Below are 20575 nucleotides of genomic sequence, written 5' to 3'. Positions count from 1 at the left end.
AGGGCGCTCGCGATGCCCGCCTCGGTGCCGGGGCGGCCGGAGTGCGCGGCGCCGACCATGCGCGCCGCCGGATCGGCCACCAGCACCGCCGGGCAGTCGGCCCCGAGCGAGGCCAGCGCCAGCCCCGGCTCGGTGGTGAACACGCCGTCGAGCGCGGGCGGATCGTCCCCGAAGGGCTCGCTCACGTACGCGACGTCGGCGCTGTGGACCTGGCGCATGAACACGACCCCCCGCACGCCCAACTCGGCGGCCACCCCCGCCCGGTTGGCCCGCACGGCCTCCGGGTCGTCGCCGACCATCCCGCCGAGGTTGCGCGACCCGAACGGCGGGACGCTGATCCCCCCGTGACGATCGGTGACGGCGACACGCACTCCAGAGGCCAGCTCCATGGCTCGATCCTAGAGCGCGAGGCTCACCGGCTCTGCCAGAGGTTCACCGTCCCTGCCAGGTGGCCCGCTCCTTGGCGAGGAAGGCGGGCACGGCGGCGTGGAAGTCGGCGCTGCCGAAGACCGTGGCCACGATGTCGTCCCCGTCCGGCAGGCCGGCCACGCGCAGCCGCCTGACCGCCTCCTTGGCCGCCCACATCGACAGCGGCGCGTGGGAGAGCAGCCGCTCCTCCACCTCCGCCTGCCGTGCGGGCAGGTCGTCGGGAGCGCACAGCTCGGCCACGAACCCGGCGGCGTGCGCCTCCTCGGCCGTGTACATGCGGGCCCGCAGCAGCATGTCCAGCGTGCGGGCGGGGCCGAGGTGGTGGACGAGCAGCGAGTACGTGTTCATCGACAGGCAGTTGCCCAGCGTCCTCGCGATGGGAGCCCCGAACCGGGCACCCGGCACGGCCAGCCGCAGGTCGCAGGCGGCGGCCACGACCAGGCCCCCGCCCACGCAGTAGCCCTGGACGACGGCCACGGTGGGCACCTTGACGCGTTCGAGCCGGTCGATGATCCGCTGGACCTTGCGCTCGTACGCGATCCCGTCGTCCCCATCGACAAAGGTGGAAAACTGCGAAATATCGGTGCCCGCCACGAAGGCCCGCCCACCGGCCCCCGACAACACGAGCAGCTTGATCGCGGGATCCGCGTCGGCCCGCTCGCAGGCGTCGTAAAGGCCGTCCCACATCGCCCAGGTCAGCGCGTTGTGCTGCTCCGGCCGGTTGAACGTGACCCGCAGCACGGGCCCGTCGGCGTCGATGACAAGCTCGGTCACACCGTCTCCTTGACTCTTCGCGGGATGAGCTTCAGCAGCGAGGGCCCGGCCGCCAGCAGGGCGGCCGGCACGAGCACCGCCAGCGCGATCGGCCGGGTGAGGATGATCGTCAGGTCGCCATCCCCCATCGCGGACGTCTGCACGAGCGCCTTCTCGAACAGCGCCCCGATCACCAGCCCGAGCACGAGCGGCGCCATCGGCAGATCAAACTTTTTCATGAAATATCCGATCAGTCCGGAGGCGAACACGATCCACACGCTGAACATGTTGTTGTCGATCGAATAGGCCCCGACGAAGCTGGTGACCAGGATCAGCGGATACAGGTACCCGTACGGGATCCGCAGCATCTGCGCGAACAGCGGCGCCAGCGGCAGGTTCAGCACGAGCAGCAGCACGTTCCCGATGAAGAATGAGGCCAGCAGCCCCCACACCAGCTCCGGCTGCTCGTCGAAGAGCAGCGGCCCCGGCTGGATCCCGTACATCGTGAACGCCCCCAGCAGCACGGCCGTGGTCGCGCCGCCCGGGATGCCCAGCGCGAGGGTGGGCACGAAGTTGGCGTTCGCGGCGGCGTTGTTGGCGCTCTCCGGCGCCGCGACACCCTCGATCGCGCCCTGCCCGAACTCGTCCCGGTGCCGCGAGACCCGCTTCTCCACTCCGTACGCGAGGAAGGACGCCAGCGTGGACCCGGCGCCGGGCAGGCAGCCGAGCAGGTAGCCGATCACGCTCCCCCGGGCGATCGCCCCCTTGGAGCGGGACAGCTCCTCCCGGGTGATCACCAGGTCCCTGAAGCGGGCCCGGATGGGCTCGGCCGCGCCCTGCCTGATCTGGTAGAGCACCTCCCCCACCGCGAACAGCCCGATCATCACCTGGACGAACGGCAGCCCGGACAGCAGGTCCACGTCCCCGAAGGTGTAGCGGGGCAGCCCGGTGGCCGCGTCCACGCCGACGGTCGCGAGCAGGACGCCGAGCACGGCCATGGCCAGGCCGCGCAGCCGCGCACCGCCGGAGAAGCTCACGATGGTGGCCAGGCCGAGGACCATGACGGCGAGGTTCTCGGGCGGGCCGAAGTCGAGCGCCAGCTTGGCGAACGGCGGCGCCATCGCCACCAGCAGCACCAGCGAGACGATCGCGGCGGCGAACGACCCGATGGCCGCGATCGCCAGCGCCGCCCCGGCCCGTCCCTTGCGGGCCATCTGGTAGCCGTCGATCGCGGTCACCACGCTGGCCGCCTCGCCGGGCGTGGAGATCAGCACGGAGGTGATCGTGCCGCCGTACTGGGCGCCGTAGTAGATCCCGGCGAGCATGATGAGCGCGGTCAGCGGCTCGAACGACAGCGTCAGCGGCAGCAGCACGGCCACGCCGGTAGTCGAGCCCAGCCCCGGCAGCAGGCCGATGACGGTCCCGGCGAGCACGCCGACGAAGCACCACAGCAGGTTGGCGGGTGTGAGGGCCGCGCCGAAGCCCATGACCAGGTTGTCCAGCATCACCCGTCACCTCCGACGCCCAGCAGCCCGCCGGGCAGCGGCACGGCCAGGAACAGCACGAACACCGCGTAGATCACCACCGTGGCGGCCACGGCCACGCCCGCCGCCGGCACGACCCGCTGCTTCTCCACGAACGCCGACACGGCGAAGACCAGCAGCCCGAACGCCACCAGGAACCCGGTCAGCGGCACCAGCAGCAGCGCGACCAGCAGCATGGCGAACACGGTCCACAGCGTCCTGACGCGCCGGGGGTCGTCCGCCTCGGTGGCGGGCGCGGCACGGCGTACGGACTGCACGAGGCAGGCGGCCGAGAGCACGGCCAGCGCCACGCCGCTCACCAGCGGCAGGAACCCGGGCCCCACCTGCCCGCCGTCCTTGGTGATGCCGTAGCCGAACGAGACGGCGGCCATGGCCGTCGACAGGCAGACCAGCACCGCCCAGACGACGGCCTCGCCGCGGAGCAGCTGCCTCATGACGACTTCTTCAGCACCGGCGCGAGCGCCGTGTCGAGCTGTTCGAGGTATTCGCCGAAGTCGGCGCCGTACAGCTCGGCCTGCTGCAGGTAGTTGTCCTTGAGCCACTTCTGGAACTCGGCGGTCTTGGCCACACCCCTGGCCGCCTGCTCCCAGTACGCCTTCTCCCGCGCGTCCAGCCCGCCCGGCCCGATGAAGCCTCTGAACTGCACGTACGAGACGTCGATGCCCTGCTCCTTGGCCGTGCCCAGGGAGGCGAACTCAGGGTAGGTGTAGCGCTTGTCGGTGGTGACGCACAGGCCCCGGAGGTCGCCGGACCTGAACTGGCCGATCACCTCGCCCGGGTTGAGCAGGGCGACCTGGATCTGGCCGCCGAGCACGGCCGGCACCAGCTCGCCGCCCGACTCGAAGGGCACGCGCTGGAACTTCACGCCGGTCTTCTGCTCGATCATCGTGAAGATCACGTTGTCCACGCCGTACGCGCCCGACATGCCCACGCTCACCCGGCCGCTCCTGGCCGCGCCGACCACGTCGGCGCACGTCTTGAACGGCGAGTCCTTCTTGACCACGACGATGCCGCCGTCCTCGGCCAGCTTGGCGACCGGCGTGAAGTCCCGCCGGGTGAAGGACACCTGCCCGCTGAGCGGCAGCGACAGGATGGCGTTCTCGGTGGCGAGCAGGTACTTGCCGTCGCCCTTCTTGCCGAGCAGGGCCGAGTAGCCGACCGCGCCCGAGCCGCCCTCGCGGTTCTCCACGGTGACCTTCAGCCCGGGCTGGGCCTTCTCCAGGGCGGCGGCGATGGCGCGGCCCGCCAGGTCGCTGCCGCCGCCCGCCGAGAACGGCACGATCATGCGGACGTCGCCGCGCGGCTTCCACGCGCCGCCCCCGGCGTCGGCGTTCGTGCCGCAGGCGGCGACCCCGAGCAGGAGCACGGCGATCCACGCCCTCATGACGCCGGCTCCGTGAGCTTGGCGGCGAACTTGTCCAGGTTGATGATGAAGCGTTCGTGAGTGCCCTCGCCGACCTTCCCGTTGGCGTCCTCGGCGACCACGGCGAACACGACGCGCCGCCGGTCCACCTCGGTCACCGTGGCGGTCGCGGTCACCTCGCCCCCTTTGAGCGTGGGCGCCACGTGCGCGATCTCGACCTTGCTGCCGACGCTGCCCTCGCCGTCGGCCAGGTACGGGGCCAGCGCCTCGATGGCGGCGTCCTCGATCAGGTGGACCAGGTTGGGGGTCGAGAAGATGTCGTGGTCGCCGCGGCGGGTGCAGTGCCGCTCCGTCACGACCCAGGTGAGGCCGGCGCTCACACCCGGGGTCAGCTGGTCGCTCATGAACTCTCCAAGGGGGTGGGGGATTGGGCCGCCGCGCCTTCGGCGAGCAGCCGGTCGATCTCCTGCTCGGTCAGACCGCACTCGCGCAGCACCTCCACGGTGTCCGCGCCGAGCGACGGTCCGGCGGGGCCGCGTCTCGTCGGCGTGTCCGAGAAACGCATGGCCGAGCCGAGCTGGCGTACGGGGCCCATCTCGGGATGCTCGGCATCCCAGAAGAACCCGCGCTGGTTCAGGTGCTCGTCCTCGAACACCTGGGAGTAGTCGGAAATGGGGGCGCACGGCACGCCGTGCTCGTCGAGCGCGGCCACGACCTCGGCCGTGGTGCGCCGGGTGGTGGCCGCCTCGATGGCCGGGATCAGCTCGTGGCGCAGGCCGTGCCGATCGTGCGCGTCGGTGTAGCGCTCGTCGTCGAGGAGGGCGGTCAGGCCGAGCGCCACGCAGAAGCCGCGCCAGGTCTTGGGGGTGACGGCGCCGACCGTGCACCAGCCGTCGGAGGTGCGGACGGCCTGGTACGGCGCCGTGCTCTGGTGAGCGGACCCGAGCGGCCCGCCCACCTCGCCGGTGGCGAAATACTTGCCCGCCTCCCAGATGGCGAACGACACGGCCGACTCCAGCAGCGACACGTCCACGTGCTGGCCCTGGCCGGTCAGCGCGCGGGCGTGCAGCGCGGAGATCGCTCCGAGCGCGCCGTAGAGCCCGCACACCAGGTCCGCGATGGGCACGCCGACCTTGACCGGGTCGCCGCCCGGCATGCCGGTGACGCTCATCAGGCCGCCCCTGGCCTGGGCCATGATGTCCAGGCCGGGCAGGTCCGCGAGCGGGCCGTCCTGGCCCCAGCCGGAGGCGGAGACGTACACGAGGCCGGGGTTGAGCTCCTTCAGGTCGGCGAAGCCGAGCCCGAGCCGGCGCATGGCGCCGGGGCGGAGGTTCTCCACCAGGACGTCGGCGTCCTCGACGAGGCGGCGGAAGGCCGCCACGCCGAGCTCGGACTTCAGGTCCAGCGCGACCGACCGCTTGTTCCTGTTGAGCCGGGCGAACGGGGAGCTGTGCCCGGCCGTGAACGGGCCGACGGCGCGCACTCCGTCGCCTCCGTCGGGGTTCTCGACCTTGATGACGGTGGCGCCGAGGTCGGCGAGTTGCATGGCCGCGAAGGGGGCCGCCATGAACGCGCCGACCTCGACGACCCGGATGCCGGACAGTGGAGTGGTCATGTGTTACGAAAACCTCACTTCGGGCCGGATTGGTCTATTGTCTACAGAAGACAAGTGAGCCAGACAAGGGTTCTGCCGGAAGTTCTTCGGCACTATGGCGGCAGACGATGATCGCCTACGACAAGAGAGACCACGATGCGCATCGAGGCACCCCCCAGCATGGTTCAGCTCGCCACCGAGGCGCTGATGCGCATGCTGCTCAGCGGCAAGCTGCAGCCGGGCGACCGGGTCGTGGAGAACCAGCTCACCCAGGAGCTGGGCGTCAGCAGGCCACCGCTGCGCGAGGCCATGCGCGTGCTGGAGCAGCAGGGGCTGATCACCCAGCAGCCGCGGCGGGGCGCGTTCGTCACGCAGCTCACGCTGCACGACATCTACGAGATCGTCACGCTGCGGCGGGAGCTGGAGCGGATGGCCGTGGACCTCGGCGTCCCGGTACGCGAGCCCGCCCGGCTCCGGCGCTGCCACGCCGCGCTCGACCGGCACGAGGCCGCCGCGCGATCCGGCGACTGGCTGGGGGTGCTGGAGCAGGCCGTCGAGTTCCACAGCTCGGTCATCGGGCTGTCCGGGCACCGGCGGCTGGAGGAGGCCTACCGGTCGATCCAGCTCCAGATGCTGCTCTGCATGGGCATGAACCGGCAGGTCAGGGCATCCGGCGAGTCGCTCGTCGACGACTGGGAGCGGCATCGGCGGCTGCTGGAGGTGATCGAGGCCGGCTCGCCGGAGGCCGTGCACCGGGAGCTGGCCGGGCACGGTGACATGGCGTTCCTCGACGGCATCGAGGACCGGGTCGGCGGCCACTCCCCCGAGTCGCTGGCCTGGCTGAAGCGGGTCAGGGAAGGAGACACATGATCGAGGCTCTCCAGGAGGCGGTGGGCTGGACGGGGCCGCCGCGCGAGGACGTCGTCGAGCGGCGGCACCTGGCTTTCTACCTGCGCGCCGTCGGGGCGTCGGGCGACGAGGTGCCGCCCACGTTCACGGCGTGCTTCCTCGACGAGCCGCCGTCGCTGCCGGCCGCCTCGTCGTACGGGTCCGGCTGGCTGAACGGCGGCGACCGGTTCGAGTACCACGCGCCGCTGCGCGTAGGCGACGTGATCGTGTCGCGGCCGCGGTTCACCGGGGTCGTCGAGAAGAACGGATCGGCGGGGCCGATGGCGCTGCTGACGTTCGAGACGGAGTTCCGCCGGCCGGACGGCGAGCTGGTGGTCAGGCACATCGGCACCAGGATCAGGAAATGACCGACATTCCCCCGCTGACGGAGACGACCACGCTGCGGAGGCTCGTCGAGTACGCCGGAGCGTCGGGCGACTTCTACGAGATGCACTATGACCTCGCCTTCGCCCGCTCGCTCGGCCACCCCGAGCTGGCCGTGCACGGGCTGCTCAAGGCCGCCTATCTGGGCAGGCTCGTCACCGGCTGGCTCGGCGGCCGGGGGCGGCTGACCGTGCTGGAGGTCAGCTACCGCGGCATGGACTTCCGCGACCGCGCCCACACGTGCCGGGGCAGGGTGGTCTCGACCGACGGCAACCGGGCGGAGCTGGAGCTGTGGGGCGAGGACGACACGGGCCGCCGCACCACGCTCGGCCGCGCGGAAGTGGTCTACGACGAGGAGTTCAGCGGCTGAGGCGGTGGACGGTGAGCGGGCCGCCGCCCCAGCGGCCGATCGCCTCGTCGTCGGCGAAGGCCAGCACGCGCATCATGTTGCCGCCGTCGCTGAGGTTCACGTTGCGGCGCAGCCTCCGCCGCAGCGGGCGGGGCAGGGCGGTCGTGCCGGCCTCGACCGTGTCGCCGTAGTGCGGGGCGAAGGAGACGCCCGCGAAGCCGGTACGGCTCAGCAGCCTGCGCACGGTCCAGGGGGAGTAGAACATCAGGTGGTTCCTGGTGAAGCCGCTCCAGGCCGGCCCGTACGCCTTGAGCAGCAGCGACTGGGCGTTCACGGTCAGGATGAGCAGCACGCCGCCGGGCGCCAGCAGGCGCCGGAAGCTACGGAAGTCGTCCAGCGGCCTGGGCAGGTGCGCGAGCACCGACCAGAGCGTGATCACGTCGAACCCGCCCGCGGCGATCTCCGGCACGTCCTCGGGGGCGCCCAGATACGCGCGCGCCCTGCTCAGCCGCTCGTTGGCCTGGACGACGGACTCCGGCGACAGGTCCACGCCCCAGGCGTCGAACCCGCGCCGCTCGGCCAGCTCCAGGAACAGCCCGGCCCCCGAGCCGAAGTCGAGCAGCCGGCGCTCCTTGCCCTCGTCGAACACCGGCGAGAACGCGTCCATGGTCAGCTCGTACCGGCGCTGCCGTTTTGCGGCGTATGAGCCGGCCAGAAAGGTGTTGTAGCCGGTGGCGTACAGGTCGCCGAGGCGTTCGGGCAGGATGTTGGGGTTGCGGTAGAGGAAGCCGCACGAGGGGCAGCGGACGACGTGATAGTGCCAGCCGTTGCCGGAGGGCTCGAACATCGGCTGCTGGCGCGACTCCCCGCACATCATGCAGGCCAGGAACTCCTCGTTCGCCTTCAGCGGCCTGAGCCTGCGGTAGTCCGTCAGCTCCATGACCGGGGCCCGCGTGGTCAGCAGCTGCCACTGCGCCTCGCGTACCAGGCGCTCCCCCGGACGGACGTACACGCGCTGCGCCCAGGGAATGCGGTCGTATCGGGAGCCATACACCAACCGGCTCAACAGTCGATATGCCATGCGAAGCGTCTTCCCCGACGCCAAGGACCGCTATGCGTGAAGATCCAGGCACTTTACGTGATCTTAGGGCTTCATGGCGAATGATGACAAGCAAGCATATGCTTGGTACGTGTCTGACTATCGCAATCTCGTCGGCGGCGAGCTGGTCCCCGCAAGCGACGGCAGAACCCTCGACTCGGTCAACCCGGCAACCGGGGAGGTGTGGGCGCGGATCCCGGCGAGCGGGGCGCCCGACGCCGAGGCGGCCGTGGCGGCGGCCCGGCGCGCCTTCCCCGCCTGGTCCGCGCTGCCCGCCCTGGCCAGGGCCGGTTACCTGCGCAAGGTGTCGGAGGTGTTCGCCCGCAACGCCGAGGAGCTGGCCAGGCTGGAGACGCGCGACAACGGCCGGATCCTGCGCGACACGCTGAAGAAGGACCTGCCCGGGATGGCTTACCTGTGGCAGCTGGCCGCCGGGCAGTGCCTGGACGCGGCCAAGGGCGACACGGTCATCCTCGGCCCGGACACGCTCGGGCTGACGCGGCGGGAGCCGTACGGGGTGGCGGTCTGCATCATCCCGTGGAACTCGCCCATCTCCACGTTCTCGGCCAAGGCGGCGTACGCGCTGGCGGCCGGCAACACGGTGATCGTCAAGCCGGCCGAGCAGGCGAGCGCGTCGGTGCTGCGGCTGGGCGAGCTGCTGGCGGAGGTGTTCCCGCCCGGGGTGCTGAACATCGTCAGCGGCCTGGGCGAGGAGGTGGGGGACGCGCTCGTACGGCACCGCGACGTCGCCAAGATCAGCCTCACCGGCTCGACGGCCACCGGCCAGGCCATCACCCGGGCGTCGGCGGACGCGCTGAAGCCGCTGACGTTCGAGCTCGGGGGCAAGTCCCCGAACATCGTCTTCCCCGACGCCGACCTGGACGCGGCCGCCCAGGGCGTCACCGTGAACTCCGTCTACACGGGCAACGCCGGGCAGGTCTGCGTGGCGGGCTCCCGCATCCTCATCCACCACTCGATCTGGGACGAGATGCTGGACCGCATCGCGCGCATCTGCGCCGAGCTGGTCCTGGACGACCCGCTCGACCTGCGGACGACCATGGGCCCGATCGTCTCCTCGGCCCAGTACGAGCACGTGAGGTCGTACCTGGAGCTGGCCGAGAAGGAGGGGGCGAGCCTGCTCTTCGGCGGGCGTACGGGAGCGGAGGTGGTGCCCGGCCTGCCGGGCGGCTACTGGGTCTCCCCCACCCTCTACACGACCACGGACAACTCGCTCCGGCTCTGCCAGGAGGAGATCTTCGGCCCGGTGGCGGTGGCCATGCCGTTCTCCTCCGACGAGGAGGCCCTGGAGATCGCGAACGACTCCCGCTACGGCCTGGCGGCCGGCGTCTGGACGCGTGACCTGGGGCGGGCGCACCGTTTCGTGCGCGATCTGCAGAGCGGGACGGTGTGGGTGAACACGTTCCGGCAGATGCCGCCCGGCCTCCCGTTCGGGGGCGTCAAGGACAGCGGGTACGGACACGATTCGGTCCTCGAGTACACCCGCGAAAAGGCGGCCATAATCCAGATTTAGTCGGATAGATTTACGCCTCATGAGCGAGGGGATCAAGGACGAATCCGAGCTGCCGGACGCAGCCGCGCAGTCCCGTGCGTCCGTGCTACGCAGTCGTGCCGAATCGTACATCGCCCTGTCGAGGTACGACGCCGCGATCGCGGATCTCACGGAATCGATCGCGTTAGTACCGGACAACGCCCGCGCCTGGCGGCTGCGCGGCGAGAGCCATCGCGTCATCGAACGCTACGAGACCGCCCTGGAGGACTTCGACGAGGCGCTCAAGCTGGAGCCGGACAGCGCGTACGCGCTGGGCTCCCGGGGCCAGACGTACGCCGCGATGGGCCGCCTGGACGAGGCCATGAACGACTTCGAGCACGCCCTCACCCTCTCCCCCGACTCCCTGTGGATCCTGGAGGCGAAGGCCGACGTCCTGGTGGACCTGGACCGCCTGGACGAGGCCCTGGAGGAACACGCCAAGATCATCGCCCTGAACGCGGACCTCCCCTACTCCTGGGCCGCCCGGGGCGACCTGTACCAGCGCATGCACCTCTACGCCGAGGCCATCGAGGACTACACGAAGGCGCTGGAGGCGAACCCGGAGTACGTGCGCGCGCTGAGCCGGCGGGGCGAGGCGTACCGCATGATCGACCGGTACGAGGAGGCGCTGGCGGACCTGAGCCGCGCGGTGGAGCTGGACCCCGAGAACGACCGGGCCTATGGCAGCCGGGGGGCGGTGCTGAGCGAGCTGGGCGACAACGAGGCGGCGCTGAGCGATCTGAACCGGGCGATCGAGCTGGATCCCGAGTACATCTGGGCGTTCCGCGTACGCGGGGAGATCCTTCAGGAGACGGACCGCCACGAGGAGGCGATCTCCGACTTCACCCGGGCCCTGCACCTGGAGTTCGGGGACTGATCTCGCGGACGGGAGTGGCGGCCAGGTGCGTGACCTGGCCGCGCCCCCGTCTATGCGTTGCGGGTCTCCAGCAACCGGTCGAGCCTGCGGCCGAGGTCGACCATGTCGTGCCGCAGGGAGTCGAATACCCCGAGGATCTCCGCGCGGGCGGAGATGAATTGATCGTTGGTCTGCCGTCGAAGACCTGTCAGTTCGTCGCCCAGGGCCGCGAAGTCCTGGGAGATCTCCAGCTGAACATCCGCGATCTCGGCCCGCATCTCGGCGACCGCGATGTCCGCCGAGGTGATCTTCGAGCCTTTCGCGCGTGTACGTCTCCCCGTTCGCAGGTGGGCATGGCTGTAGTCGTCAGAATCTGCGTCACCAGAACGCACGATCGCTTCGAACGCGTCGATGCGGAGCTTCAAAGCGCGGATCTCCGCCTCAATGTCCACGTACTCCTGCCTTTGCATGTACTCGGAAGGGATTCCGTGCCCCGATGACGCGGATCTCCGCTTCCTCTGAGGACATCGTCGCAGGTAGCGCGAGATTACGAGGCTCGGCGAGAACGCTCTGGGTGTGGTTTTCTCTGTCTCGGGAGTGCCAGAGATCTCTGCGGGGATGACGTATGTAAGCCGCGCGGTCGCAGGAAATGACCAACCATCCGATGACTCTCCAAGGGGGATAAATGCGGATGGATCTGTGCATGATGGTCGGCATGATTGACAAGATCGCGTGGATCCACCTGGCGGACGGGAAGATCCTCAGCACCCGGTCACGGGGAAAGACCGTCTACTACCTCCCCGGCGGCAAGCGCGAACCCGGCGAGAGCGACCTCGACACCCTCGTCCGCGAGATCGACGAGGAGCTGTCGGTCGCCATCGTCCCCTCCACCGCCGTCCACCTGGGCACGTACCAGGCTCAGGCGGACAGCCACGCCGAGGGCGTGATCGTGAAGATGACCTGCTACACCGCCGACCACGAGGGGACGCCGACGCCCAGCAGCGAGATCGAGGAGGTCGTCTGGCTCACCTACGCCGACCGCGACCGCGTGGCACCCGTGGACCAGATCATCTTCGACGACCTCCACCAGGACGGCCGGCTCCGCTGACCCGATGTCCGTCCGGGGTCACCCGGACGGACATCGGGCCGTCCGGGGGTCACCCCGGACGGCCGCCGGGTCGTCCGGAGGTCACCCCGGACGGCCGTCGGGTCGCCTACCCCGCCCAGGCGGGCAGGGGGAGGCGGGGCGCGGACAGGGGGCGCATGGCGATGCGGAGCAGGGCCAGCGCGTTGTCGTCGCCCGCGATGCGGTTGGCGCTGAGCTCGTCGCAGGACTGGCAGTGGTGGATGATCAGCCACTCCCCGTCCGGCCGGACGGTGATGCTCAGCGCCGCCATCCTGCCCCGGCAGGCCGCGCGGCGATCCCCCGGGATGCGGTGGTCGACGTGCAGGCTCGTCAGGCAGTGCGGGCAGTGGTTACGGTGGGCGGTGCCCGGCGCGATCATCGGGACGTCCAGCCTGCAGGAGACACAGCGGAACGCGTCCGGGTGATGCGCTTTCTTGCGTTGCCGGGCCCTGTCCCGGGCCGGGTTCCTCCTGGGCATGTCACAGACCGCCGAACGCCTCGAGCGGGAACGGCGGCTGCGCCAGCGGCCGTACGGCCATGCGCATGAGGATGAGCTGGTTGTCGTCCCCGCAGATGGGGTTGGACGTCAGCTCACCGCACCGGGTGCAGCGATGGATGAGCATCCAGTCGCCGGTGCGCAGGACCGCGATCGAGATCGGGATCATCCGCGCCCCGCACTCCGAGGGGCCGCCTTCCGCACGGTCGAGCACGTGCTGCGAGTGCAGGCAACTCGGACAGTGGTTGCGGCGGGTGCCGTCCGGTGCGGTCACGGCCACGGTCAGGCCGCAGCGCACGCACGGGAAGGTGTCGGTGTTCACGATGGAACGAGGTTTGCCGTTGGTGGACAACCTGGGTACTCCTTGCCGGAATGACTTTGTCGAAAGGCAGCAAGAGAGCGCCGAGCGAGCCTCGCGGTGTATGCGGGCATGCTGGTACGGCAGGCGGTCCGGCCTGTCAGGGGTGGTGTTTCAGAGGCAGGATCCGCCCACGGCACGACGAGGCGCGCAAGGCGCGGTGCCAGGCATTAATCCACCCCTCCCCAGATCATGAGTTCCATCGTCAGGACATCAGGGACATTAGCGGCGCGAGTCCGGCAGCCGCCAATGGTTTTCCTGGCCATCGACCGAATGATCTTCTAGGTTCGGACGTATGGGCATCGGGACCACCGAGGAACACCAGGCGCTGGCCGACTCCGTACGAGGGCTCGCCACGCGCACGACCGAGCACGCTGCTCTGGCGGGGCAGGGGATTCTGGGGCTGCATCTGCCCGAGGAGTGCGGTGGGCAGGGGTACGGGCTGCTGGAGCTGTGCGTCGCGCTGGAGGCGCTGGGTGAGCGGCGGGTCCCGGGCCCGTACCTGCCGACCGTCCTGACCTCGGCCGCACTCACCTGGCCCGGAACGGCCCACCCGACCGCGCTCCCTGAGCCGGAAGCAGCCCACCCGGCCGAAGCCGCCCAGCCGGGGACCGACCGCCCGGCCACAGCCGCCCAGCCTGGAACGAGCTACCTGGCCACAGCCGCCCAGCCGGGAACGAACCACCCGGCCGGAGGCGCCGCGGTCGCCGGGCCGGGGGTGGGTCGGCCGTCCGCAGTCGGCGCGTCGCTGATCGCGGGGCTCTCCGACGGGTCCATGACCGCCGCCGTCGCGTTCCCCGCCGAGGGTGGCGATCCGGGACGCGTCCTGGCGCTGGGCTCTCCGGAGGCCGACCTTTTCCTCGTGCCGGTGGACGGCCGGGGATGGGCGGTGCTCGACCGTGCCGACGTCGTCACCGAGCCCGCCGACGGCGTCGACCCCGACCGGCCGCTCTGCTCCGTCACCGCACGCACCGTGCCCCCCGACCGGGTGCTCGGCGAGGTGCCGGTACGGGAGCTCGCCGCCGTACTGCTCGGGGCGGACGCGTGCGGCGTGGCGGCATGGGCTGTGCGGACGGCGGCCGAGTACGCCAAGGTACGCGAGCAGTTCGGGCGGCCGATCGGGCAGTTCCAAGGGGTCAAGCACCGGGTGGCCGCCGCGCTCGTGACCCTCGAACAGGCACGCGCCGCCGTATGGGACGCCGCCAGAGCCCTGGACGCCACACCCGGGGGCGGGCCTGGGGGCGAGATCCGGACGGAGGACGCCACCGGAGGCGGGCTCAGGGACGAGGCCCGGACGGAGGACGTCCCCGAAGGCGGGCTCGGGGACGAGGCCCGGCTGGCACCGGCCGAGGACGTCACCGCAAGCGGGCTCGGGGGCGAGGTCAGGCTGGCGGTGGGGGTGGCCGGGGTGCTGGGGACCGAGGCGGCCGTGCGGTGCGCGGCGGATGCGATCCAGGTGCTCGGCGGCATCGGCTACACCTTCGAGCACGACGCCCACCGCTACTACCGCCGGGCCCTGGCCGACCGCATGCTGGCCGGCGACCCGGGACCGTGGGCCGAGGAGGTGGCCGGGCTGGCGGTGGCCGGGGTTCGGCGGACGATGGAGCCGGACCTGCCCGAGGAGGCGGCCGCCGTCCGGGACGCCATCAGGGCGGAGGCCGAGTCGCTGCGGGCCGAGGGGCCGCTGGCCCGGCTGGGCAGGTTCGCGAGGGAGGGGTGGATCATGCCGTACCTGCCCAGACCCTGGGGCAGGGACGCCTCGCCGCTGGAGCAGGTGATCATCCACCAGGAGTTCCGCGACCTCAAACGGCCGAACCTGGGCATCGCGGCCTGGGCCGTCCCCTCCATCGTCCGGTACGGCACGCGGGAGCAGCAGGAGCGGTTCCTGCCGAGGACGTTCACCGGGGAGATCGTGTGGTGCCAGCTGTTCAGCGAGCCCGGCGCCGGGTCCGACCTGGCCGGGCTGGCGACGAAGGCCACGAGGGTGGAGGGCGGCTGGTCGCTGACGGGTCAGAAGATCTGGACGTCCCTCGCGCAGTTCGCCCATTGGGGCATCTGCCTCGCCCGGACTTCTCCCGAAAAAGCGAAACATAGCGGGATCACGTACTTCCTGGTGGACATGGCGTCCCCGGGGGTCACCGTCAGGCCGCTCAAGGAGATCAACGGGGACGAGGTGTTCAACGAGGTCTTCCTCGACGACGTCTTCGTACCGGACGATCTGGTCGTCGGCGCGGTGGACGAGGGCTGGCGGGTGGCCCGCGACACGCTCTCCCACGAACGCGTCGCGCTCGGCGACTCCTGGGGCCCCGGCTCGCAGCACACCGACATGGCCGAGCTGATCGCGACGCTGCCCCCGCTCCGGCAGTCGCAACGCGAGCAGGCCGGTCGGCTGTGGGCCGAGGGCCAGGCCATCTCGGCACTCGGCCTGCGCGTGACACTCTCCAAGCTGTCCGGCGCGGACGCCGCGACCGCGTCCAGCGTGCGGAAGTTGCTCGGCATGCGGCATGCTCAGGCGATCTCGGAGTTCTGCTGGTCGCTGGTCCCGGCGAGCCGCCGCTGGAGCCGCATGATCCTCGCGACGCGGGCGTTCACGATCGGTGGCGGCACCACGGAGGTGCAGCTCAACATCATCGCCGAACGCGCCCTCGGCCTGCCGCGCGACCCGTGATCAGCTCTTGGGGTAGTACGGCGCCGCCAGGTGCGCGTACACGATCGTGTTGTCCCGGTAGCTGTGCGCCTGCCGGTCGAACTGCCCGCCGCAGGTCACCAGCCGCAGCCCGGGATAGGCGAGCCTGCCGTACACCTTCTTGACGGGGAAGCTGCGTTTCGGCGTGTGCTCGACCTTGTCGACGACGAACACGGCCACCGAGCGGTCGGCACGCAGCACCTGCACCTGGTCGCCGCGCTTGACGTTCTTGAGGTTGGCGAAGACGGCGGGGCCGGACCTGGTGTCCAGGTGGCCGGTGATCACGGCGGCGCCGCGCTGGCCGGGCACGGGGCCGTAGCGGTACCAGCCGGCCAGGTCCGGAGGGTCGAACGGCGGGTTCTCGATGGCGCCCGCCGCGTCCAGGCCCAGCTCCATGAGCGAGGCGGCCACGCCGATGGACGGGATGTAGACGGCGGTCGGCTTGGCGGCCCGCATGGGCGCGGCCACCTTGCCGAGCGGCAGGCCGGTGACCGGGGCAGCGCCCTCGACGGGTCCGCGCCGCGTGGCGGCGACGGGCTCCGGCTCGGGCTCGCCGCCCGCGATGCCGCTCAGCCCGAGCCCGATCAGCAACGCCCCGGCCAACGACACCGCACCGGCCACGACCAGCATCCCCCGCTGCCCGGACCTCCGGCCACCGCCCAGGTCCCGCCCGCCACCAGGCTCCCGACTCATGCGCGACTCCCGACCCTCAGCGGCCACCCGGCCCGCCACCTGCCTGCTTCCGGCCCCTGCGCGATACCTGTCCCTCAGCCGAGCCCCAACGCTCGACTGGGTACCGGCGCGCGGTGGAGTCCCGACGCGCAGTGGGGTCCCGACGCGCGGTGGAATCCCGGCGCGCGGATGGGTCCCGGCTCGGGGTTTTCGCTGTGGCCAAGCTAGGCAACACCTCTGCGGCGTCGTACCGCGGCTCCGGCCAGCCCCGCGCCCGTCAGCAGCGCCACCCCGCCCAGCGCGAACGGCCACATCGGGTCGTCCGGGGCGAGCCCGCCGCCACCGGTCTCCGGATGCCCCCTCGGCACCCGGTGCTGGTCCTCGGCAGCGGGCCGCCACGGCTGGGCGGACTCCTCCGGCCCCGGCCAGGATTCGCCGGGACCGGGCTCGGCGGAGGGCGGCGGGCTCGGCTCCTCAGGCTCGGGTTCGGGCTGCTCGTCGCAGAGCAGCGGCAGTGGAAGCAGGCAGGTGGGCAGATCGACCGGTAGGTCGACCGGCAGGTCGGGACCGGTGCGGGCGGAGGCGTGGGACGGGCCCGCCGCCAGGGTCACTCCTCCGACCACGAAGACGGCCACCAGCGCCGCGAGATGTCGCGCTTTTGCCATGAGAGAAGGCTCCAGAATCAGTTGTCGCCCCCGATACACAAGAGAGCCTTGCGAATTATTAGATAACGAGTCAAGTAATGTGATCGAAGTGAAACCAGCCAGACACGGAGGGTTTAAGCACGTCCCAACGTGGCAGGAAATAACGGCATAAAGGGGGACAAATGCCATGAGCAATCCACAGCAGCCCGAGATTCGCCGATCAGGCAAATCGCCCACCGAGTTCAAGTCCACCCACCTCGTCTCCGACAAGCAGGTCGGCGCCAGGCGCGCCGACCACCCGCACTCCACGGACAAGGGCAACAAAGGGGGCGGCAAGGGCGGGGGCGTGCCTCCCGACCAGCGCTCGCCGTACCCGGGGTGAGCCGAGGTGAAAGGCAGCCTGCAGTTCATCGGCAACGCGACCACGCTGATCCGCTACAACGGCCTCACGCTGCTGACCGATCCCAACTTCCTGCACCGGGGCCAGCGCGCGTACCTGGGCTACGGCCTGTCCTCACGCCGCCTCATCGACCCGGCCCTGGAGATCGAGGACCTGCCGCCACTCGACGGGGTGGTGCTGTCGCACCTGCACGGTGACCACTGGGACCGGGTCGCCCGCAGGAAACTGGACAAGGGCACGGTGATCGTCACGACGACCGCGGCGGCCCGCAGACTCCGGCGCCAGGGCTTCCGCCGCAGCGTAGGACTGGAGGAATGGCACACGCACGAGCTACGCGGCCCGCACGGCACGGTCACGATCACCGCCCTGCCCGCCAAGCACGCGCCGGGCCCGGCCGAGGCGCTGCTTCCGCCCGTGATCGGCACGATGCTGGAGTTCCGCAACCCGGACGAACGGCTGGAGCTGACCGTGCACATCAGCGGCGACACGCTGCTCGACCGCCGCCTGGACGCGATCCCGCGCCGCTTCCCCGACATCGACCTGGCCATCGTGCACCTGGGCGGCACCCGGCTGCTCGGCCTCCTGCTCGTCACGATGGACGGCGAGCAGGGCGCGTCGTGGTGCGACCTGATCAACCCGCACGCGGTCGTACCGGTGCACTACGACGACTACGCCGCCTTCAGCTCACCGCTGGAGGACTTCCGCCACCACATCGAGCAGAACGGCCTGGCCGACCGGGTGGTCTACATGCGGCGAGGCGAGATCCGCGAACTCGCCCCGCACCACCTCGTCCGCTAGTCGGCGTTCCGGGCCCGGCTCGGCTGGACGCGCATGGGCTCGCCCGGCATCTTCGGGTAGTTGGGCGGGTACGGCATGTCGCCCCGGTCGTCCTTGGCGTAGAGCTCCAGCAGCGGTTCGATCGAGTACGCCACGTCGTCAATGGCCGCGTGCACGTCGCCCACCTCGGCGAACCGGGCCGGCACCGTACGGATGTCGAAGTCCCGCGGGTCGGCGTCGACCAGCTCGTCCCAGGTCAGCGGGGCCGAGACGGGGGCGTGCGGCTGGGCCCTGACGGAGTAGGCGCTGGCGATCGTACGGTCCCGGGCGTTCTGGTTGAAGTCGATGAACACCCGCTCCCCGCGCTCCTCCTTCCACCACGCCGTGGTCACCAGCCCCGGGTCCCGGTCCTCGACGGCCCTGGCCAGGGCGATGCCGGCGTGACGTACCTCGATGAAGTCCCAGCGCGGCTCGATGCGCACGGCGATGTGCACGCCGCGGTTGCCCGACGTCTTCACGAACCCGGTCATCCCCAGCTCCCCCAGCACCTCCCTGGTGAGCAGCGCGGCCTTGCGGGCGGCGTCGAAGTCCAGGCCCGGCTGCGGGTCCAGGTCGACGCGCAGCTCGTCAGGATGCTCGACGTCGGAGGCCCGCACCTGCCAGGGGTGGAAGTCGATGGTGCCGAGGTTCGCGCAGTAGGCGATGGCCGCCACCTCGGTGACCCGCAGCGACTGCGCCGTACGGCCGCTCGGGAACCGCACCGTCACCGACTGGAGCCAGTCGGGGTGCTTGGGCGGCATCCGCTTCTGATAGATCGCCTCGGTCTGTACGCCGTCGGGATGGCGCTTGAGGTTGGTGGGCCGGTCCTTGAGCGCGCGCAGGGCGCCCTCGCCGACACTCACGTAGTACTCGACCAGCTCCCGCTTGGTGGCGCCGATCTCCGGGAAGTAGACCTTGTCGGGGTTGGTGACCTTGACGGTCCGCTCCCCCACCTGCAGCTCGATGTACGGCGATGCCATGCACCGAACATACTCTCCACTTCGCGGAGGCGGGCTCGGTCGCTTCGGTGCCGTTGCCTTTCCCTCGCGTGCCATGGCCGAGCGTGCCATGGCCGAGGTGGGCCCGTCCCGGAGCCGCCTCGGTGGCGGGACCGAGGGCTCGACGGGACGGGCCGCTAGATCACCCGCCGCCGTTCCGGGCGCTGGCGCGCCACCCGGCCGGCCGTGGCGATCCCCAGCGGCTCCAGCACGGGCGTGGGCTGTGCCGCCTGGCGGGATCTGCGGATGATCTCACCCCTGACAGGAGGCGATGACACCCCCTTGCCTACAAAGACGCGAATTCACCCCAGAACAGATGCTTCAGCCTGCGAAGATCTCTTTTTGCCTGATCTCTCATCGCCTCCGATCTCGTAGGGTGGACGCATGGAGAAGGTGGTCAAGAGCGAGGCCGAGTGGCGGGTCCAGCTCTCGCCTGAGGAGTTCCACGTCCTCAGGGAGGCCGGGACCGAGCGGCCGTTCACGGGCGAATACGTGGACACCAAGGCGGAGGGCGTCTACTCGTGCCGCGCGTGCGGGGCGGAGCTGTTCCGGTCGGACACGAAGTTCGAGTCGCACTGCGGGTGGCCGAGCTTCTTCGCGCCGGGCGACTCCGACGCGGTCCGGCTGATCGAGGATCACAGCCATGGAATGGTGCGTACGGAGGTGCGGTGCGCACGGTGCGACTCGCATCTGGGGCACGTGTTCCACGGAGAGGGATATCCCACTCCGACCGACGATCGTTACTGCATCAACTCGATCTCCCTTAGGCTTGAACCCAAGGGGTGATCGGCCAGCGACAGCGCGTACTGATCACCTGCCTCGGGTAGGAGTTTTGTGTGCGCTTTGTCCATCTGCGCCACCGCTGGGTGACGATTGAGGCCATCGGGCGGGTCGTGACGCAACGGTGTGAGGTGTGCGCCAAGACCCGCGTCCGGGTCCGTTAGTCAGGGGCGGGGTGGGTGACGCGGCAGCTGGGGTCGGATGGGCCGAGGATGTTGGCGAGCACGGGATTCCCGTTCTCGCCGAATTCGGCCTGTACGAAGACGACCGGATGGGCCACTCCCCGCGCACGCAGGTACGCCAGACCGCGCTCGCACAGCGTGATCGCCTGGGACGAGTTCCCCGCCGTTTCCGGTAGATCCGTGTAAATGCGCAAATATCCGCCGACCGTGCGGATGTCCTTGAGGCGTTTCAACGCCTTGTCGTCCGGGCCCCAGTGCGTACGGAAATACTCGGCCGCCTGCTGATCGGTGTGCCGCGACGGGCCGTTCGCCTTGTACCCCTCCGCCTCGCCGGGGTCGGGACCGCCCGCCAACAGGTCCTCCGCGTCGGTGGTGCCCGGCACCAGCCCCTGCTCGACCCCACCGGGAGAAGCCGCACCCGGGCTCGGAGCGGCCTGGGACGGCGGCTCCGACTTCGGCAGCTCACGCGTCCTGGCCTCCGCGCTCACCCCCGCGCTGGTGGTGCCGCCGCCCCTTCCGGGCAGCGCCGCGGAGCCGTTCTCCGGCTCCGCCCGAGCCTGCGGCGCCGGTCGCGCCTGCTGGGACGAGACGGCGGTCAGCGCCCCGCCG

The 20575-nt window shown here is 70.6% G+C and carries 26 protein-coding genes; 10 read left to right on the top strand and 16 right to left on the bottom strand.

The window, feature by feature from the left end; translation table 11 throughout:
* The 7 genes from ACWDX9_RS43670 to ACWDX9_RS43640 form a co-directional block, all read right to left on the bottom strand.
* Positions 1-389, bottom strand: a 389-nt coding sequence (locus ACWDX9_RS43670; protein ID WP_449965528.1) for a polyphenol oxidase family protein, incomplete at its 3' end; no start/stop codon positions are given.
* Positions 390-432: 43 nt separating this feature from the next.
* Entirely contained in the window at positions 433-1203 is a 771-nt protein-coding gene (locus tag ACWDX9_RS43665; RefSeq protein ID WP_449965526.1) for an enoyl-CoA hydratase/isomerase family protein, read from the bottom strand.
* Entirely contained in the window at positions 1200-2687 is a 1488-nt protein-coding gene (locus tag ACWDX9_RS43660; protein WP_449965524.1) for a tripartite tricarboxylate transporter permease, read from the bottom strand. Before ACWDX9_RS43660 ends, ACWDX9_RS43665 begins: the two co-directional genes overlap by 4 nt.
* Positions 2687-3160: a tripartite tricarboxylate transporter TctB family protein gene (locus ACWDX9_RS43655; protein WP_449965522.1), complete on the bottom strand. Its 474-nt coding sequence runs from the start codon at positions 3158-3160 to the stop codon at positions 2687-2689. The genes ACWDX9_RS43660 and ACWDX9_RS43655 overlap by 1 nt, the downstream gene beginning before the upstream one ends.
* On the bottom strand, positions 3157-4110 hold the full coding sequence (locus ACWDX9_RS43650) for a tripartite tricarboxylate transporter substrate binding protein (RefSeq protein ID WP_449965519.1): 954 nt from the start codon (positions 4108-4110) through the stop codon (positions 3157-3159). The genes ACWDX9_RS43655 and ACWDX9_RS43650 overlap by 4 nt, the downstream gene beginning before the upstream one ends.
* Entirely contained in the window at positions 4107-4493 is a 387-nt protein-coding gene (locus ACWDX9_RS43645) for a thioesterase family protein (RefSeq protein ID WP_449965517.1), read from the bottom strand. The genes ACWDX9_RS43650 and ACWDX9_RS43645 overlap by 4 nt, the downstream gene beginning before the upstream one ends.
* Positions 4490-5704: a CaiB/BaiF CoA transferase family protein gene (locus tag ACWDX9_RS43640; protein ID WP_350722709.1), complete on the bottom strand. Its 1215-nt coding sequence runs from the start codon at positions 5702-5704 to the stop codon at positions 4490-4492. The genes ACWDX9_RS43645 and ACWDX9_RS43640 overlap by 4 nt, the downstream gene beginning before the upstream one ends.
* Positions 5705-5839: 135 nt before the next feature.
* Between ACWDX9_RS43640 and ACWDX9_RS43635 the strand changes: the two genes are divergently transcribed.
* The 3 genes from ACWDX9_RS43635 to ACWDX9_RS43625 are packed head-to-tail and all read left to right on the top strand — an operon-like array spanning position 5840 to position 7325.
* Positions 5840-6553: a GntR family transcriptional regulator gene (locus ACWDX9_RS43635; RefSeq protein WP_397365167.1), complete on the top strand. Its 714-nt coding sequence runs from the start codon at positions 5840-5842 to the stop codon at positions 6551-6553.
* Positions 6550-6939: an FAS1-like dehydratase domain-containing protein gene (locus tag ACWDX9_RS43630; RefSeq protein ID WP_363965802.1), complete on the top strand. Its 390-nt coding sequence runs from the start codon at positions 6550-6552 to the stop codon at positions 6937-6939. Before ACWDX9_RS43635 ends, ACWDX9_RS43630 begins: the two co-directional genes overlap by 4 nt.
* Positions 6936-7325, top strand: coding sequence for a MaoC/PaaZ C-terminal domain-containing protein (locus ACWDX9_RS43625; RefSeq protein WP_449965514.1), 390 nt, complete (start codon positions 6936-6938; stop codon positions 7323-7325). The genes ACWDX9_RS43630 and ACWDX9_RS43625 overlap by 4 nt, the downstream gene beginning before the upstream one ends.
* On the opposite strand, the gene ACWDX9_RS43620 is transcribed toward ACWDX9_RS43625, so the two are convergent.
* Complete coding sequence (locus tag ACWDX9_RS43620) at positions 7315-8358, bottom strand: class I SAM-dependent methyltransferase (RefSeq protein ID WP_449965511.1); 1044 nt, start codon at positions 8356-8358, stop codon at positions 7315-7317. The genes ACWDX9_RS43625 and ACWDX9_RS43620 overlap by 11 nt on opposite strands.
* Before the next feature lie 136 nt (positions 8359-8494).
* Here ACWDX9_RS43620 and ACWDX9_RS43615 point away from each other — a divergent pair, with 136 nt between their 5' ends.
* Together ACWDX9_RS43615 and ACWDX9_RS43610 are read left to right on the top strand one after the other, a co-directional pair.
* The gene (locus ACWDX9_RS43615) at positions 8495-9934 is read left to right on the top strand and encodes an aldehyde dehydrogenase family protein (RefSeq protein WP_449965508.1); all 1440 of its coding nucleotides are present in this window, start codon (positions 8495-8497) and stop codon (positions 9932-9934) included.
* Between the two features lie 19 nt (positions 9935-9953).
* Positions 9954-10829: a tetratricopeptide repeat protein gene (locus tag ACWDX9_RS43610; protein WP_449965505.1), complete on the top strand. Its 876-nt coding sequence runs from the start codon at positions 9954-9956 to the stop codon at positions 10827-10829.
* A 50-nt stretch (positions 10830-10879) separates the two neighbouring features.
* On the opposite strand, the gene ACWDX9_RS43605 is transcribed toward ACWDX9_RS43610, so the two are convergent.
* Positions 10880-11260: a hypothetical protein gene (locus tag ACWDX9_RS43605; RefSeq protein WP_350722722.1), complete on the bottom strand. Its 381-nt coding sequence runs from the start codon at positions 11258-11260 to the stop codon at positions 10880-10882.
* Positions 11261-11523: 263 nt separating this feature from the next.
* On the opposite strand from ACWDX9_RS43605, the gene ACWDX9_RS43600 reads away from it, so the two are divergent.
* On the top strand, positions 11524-11916 hold the full coding sequence (locus ACWDX9_RS43600; protein ID WP_449965502.1) for an NUDIX hydrolase: 393 nt from the start codon (positions 11524-11526) through the stop codon (positions 11914-11916).
* Between the two features lie 106 nt (positions 11917-12022).
* Here ACWDX9_RS43600 and ACWDX9_RS43595 read toward each other — a convergent pair whose 3' ends face one another.
* Together ACWDX9_RS43595 and ACWDX9_RS43590 are read right to left on the bottom strand one after the other, a co-directional pair.
* On the bottom strand, positions 12023-12412 hold the full coding sequence (locus ACWDX9_RS43595) for an RNHCP domain-containing protein (RefSeq protein ID WP_350722725.1): 390 nt from the start codon (positions 12410-12412) through the stop codon (positions 12023-12025).
* A 1-nt stretch (position 12413) separates the two neighbouring features.
* On the bottom strand, positions 12414-12755 hold the full coding sequence (locus tag ACWDX9_RS43590; protein WP_397365467.1) for an RNHCP domain-containing protein: 342 nt from the start codon (positions 12753-12755) through the stop codon (positions 12414-12416).
* Between the two features lie 328 nt (positions 12756-13083).
* On the opposite strand from ACWDX9_RS43590, the gene ACWDX9_RS43585 reads away from it, so the two are divergent.
* Positions 13084-15456: an acyl-CoA dehydrogenase gene (locus ACWDX9_RS43585; protein ID WP_449965499.1), complete on the top strand. Its 2373-nt coding sequence runs from the start codon at positions 13084-13086 to the stop codon at positions 15454-15456.
* On the opposite strand, the gene ACWDX9_RS43580 is transcribed toward ACWDX9_RS43585, so the two are convergent.
* The gene (locus ACWDX9_RS43580; RefSeq protein WP_449965496.1) at positions 15457-16167 is read right to left on the bottom strand and encodes a class F sortase; all 711 of its coding nucleotides are present in this window, start codon (positions 16165-16167) and stop codon (positions 15457-15459) included. It abuts the gene before it with no gap.
* Between the two features lie 203 nt (positions 16168-16370).
* Positions 16371-16811, bottom strand: a complete 441-nt coding sequence (locus ACWDX9_RS43575; RefSeq protein ID WP_449965493.1) for a hypothetical protein — start codon at positions 16809-16811, stop codon at positions 16371-16373.
* Positions 16812-16977: 166 nt separating this feature from the next.
* Here ACWDX9_RS43575 and ACWDX9_RS43570 point away from each other — a divergent pair, with 166 nt between their 5' ends.
* Both ACWDX9_RS43570 and ACWDX9_RS43565 read left to right on the top strand, forming a co-directional pair.
* A complete protein-coding gene (locus tag ACWDX9_RS43570; RefSeq protein ID WP_449965491.1) occupies positions 16978-17172 on the top strand; it encodes a hypothetical protein in 195 nt (64 codons plus the stop codon).
* A gap of 6 nt (positions 17173-17178) precedes the next feature.
* On the top strand, positions 17179-17988 hold the full coding sequence (locus ACWDX9_RS43565) for an MBL fold metallo-hydrolase (protein ID WP_449965489.1): 810 nt from the start codon (positions 17179-17181) through the stop codon (positions 17986-17988).
* Here the strand turns inward: ACWDX9_RS43565 and ligD are convergent.
* Together ligD and ACWDX9_RS43555 are read right to left on the bottom strand one after the other, a co-directional pair.
* On the bottom strand, positions 17985-18986 hold the full coding sequence (gene ligD, locus ACWDX9_RS43560; protein ID WP_449965486.1) for a non-homologous end-joining DNA ligase: 1002 nt from the start codon (positions 18984-18986) through the stop codon (positions 17985-17987). The genes ACWDX9_RS43565 and ligD overlap by 4 nt on opposite strands.
* Positions 18987-19141: 155 nt before the next feature.
* Positions 19142-19282 (bottom strand): hypothetical protein, encoded by a 141-nt coding sequence (locus ACWDX9_RS43555; RefSeq protein ID WP_350722739.1) that lies wholly within the window; start codon positions 19280-19282, stop codon positions 19142-19144.
* A 106-nt stretch (positions 19283-19388) separates the two neighbouring features.
* Between ACWDX9_RS43555 and msrB the strand changes: the two genes are divergently transcribed.
* On the top strand, positions 19389-19790 hold the full coding sequence (gene msrB / locus ACWDX9_RS43550; protein ID WP_350722740.1) for a peptide-methionine (R)-S-oxide reductase MsrB: 402 nt from the start codon (positions 19389-19391) through the stop codon (positions 19788-19790).
* A gap of 154 nt (positions 19791-19944) precedes the next feature.
* On the opposite strand, the gene ACWDX9_RS43545 is transcribed toward msrB, so the two are convergent.
* The coding region (locus ACWDX9_RS43545; RefSeq protein ID WP_449965483.1) for a hypothetical protein at positions 19945-20575 on the bottom strand (631 nt) is incomplete at its 5' end.

This window comes from Nonomuraea sp. NPDC003201 (assembly GCF_053590415.1).
Note: the sequence above shows the minus strand (reverse complement) of the source record. Positions and strands in the feature narration are given on the sequence as shown.

Bases quoted from the DNA above. Each gene is read 5' to 3' on its own strand.
- ACWDX9_RS43575 (WP_449965493.1), bottom strand. From the start codon at position 16,811: ATGGCAAAAGCGCGACATCTCGCGGCGCTGGTGGCCGTCTTCGTGGTC.
- ACWDX9_RS43630 (WP_363965802.1), top strand. From the start codon at position 6,550: ATGATCGAGGCTCTCCAGGAGGCGGTGGGCTGGACGGGGCCGCCGCGC.
- ACWDX9_RS43635 (WP_397365167.1), top strand. From the start codon at position 5,840: ATGCGCATCGAGGCACCCCCCAGCATGGTTCAGCTCGCCACCGAGGCG.
- ACWDX9_RS43625 (WP_449965514.1), top strand. From the start codon at position 6,936: ATGACCGACATTCCCCCGCTGACGGAGACGACCACGCTGCGGAGGCTC.
- ACWDX9_RS43650 (WP_449965519.1), bottom strand. From the start codon at position 4,110: ATGAGGGCGTGGATCGCCGTGCTCCTGCTCGGGGTCGCCGCCTGCGGC.
- ligD (WP_449965486.1), bottom strand. From the start codon at position 18,986: ATGGCATCGCCGTACATCGAGCTGCAGGTGGGGGAGCGGACCGTCAAG.
- ACWDX9_RS43645 (WP_449965517.1), bottom strand. From the start codon at position 4,493: ATGAGCGACCAGCTGACCCCGGGTGTGAGCGCCGGCCTCACCTGGGTC.
- ACWDX9_RS43585 (WP_449965499.1), top strand. From the start codon at position 13,084: ATGGGCATCGGGACCACCGAGGAACACCAGGCGCTGGCCGACTCCGTA.
- ACWDX9_RS43640 (WP_350722709.1), bottom strand. From the start codon at position 5,704: ATGACCACTCCACTGTCCGGCATCCGGGTCGTCGAGGTCGGCGCGTTC.
- ACWDX9_RS43610 (WP_449965505.1), top strand. From the start codon at position 9,954: ATGAGCGAGGGGATCAAGGACGAATCCGAGCTGCCGGACGCAGCCGCG.
- msrB (WP_350722740.1), top strand. From the start codon at position 19,389: ATGGAGAAGGTGGTCAAGAGCGAGGCCGAGTGGCGGGTCCAGCTCTCG.
- ACWDX9_RS43580 (WP_449965496.1), bottom strand. From the start codon at position 16,167: ATGAGTCGGGAGCCTGGTGGCGGGCGGGACCTGGGCGGTGGCCGGAGG.
- ACWDX9_RS43655 (WP_449965522.1), bottom strand. From the start codon at position 3,160: ATGAGGCAGCTGCTCCGCGGCGAGGCCGTCGTCTGGGCGGTGCTGGTC.
- ACWDX9_RS43660 (WP_449965524.1), bottom strand. From the start codon at position 2,687: ATGCTGGACAACCTGGTCATGGGCTTCGGCGCGGCCCTCACACCCGCC.
- ACWDX9_RS43600 (WP_449965502.1), top strand. From the start codon at position 11,524: ATGATTGACAAGATCGCGTGGATCCACCTGGCGGACGGGAAGATCCTC.
- ACWDX9_RS43570 (WP_449965491.1), top strand. From the start codon at position 16,978: ATGAGCAATCCACAGCAGCCCGAGATTCGCCGATCAGGCAAATCGCCC.
- ACWDX9_RS43595 (WP_350722725.1), bottom strand. From the start codon at position 12,412: ATGCCCAGGAGGAACCCGGCCCGGGACAGGGCCCGGCAACGCAAGAAA.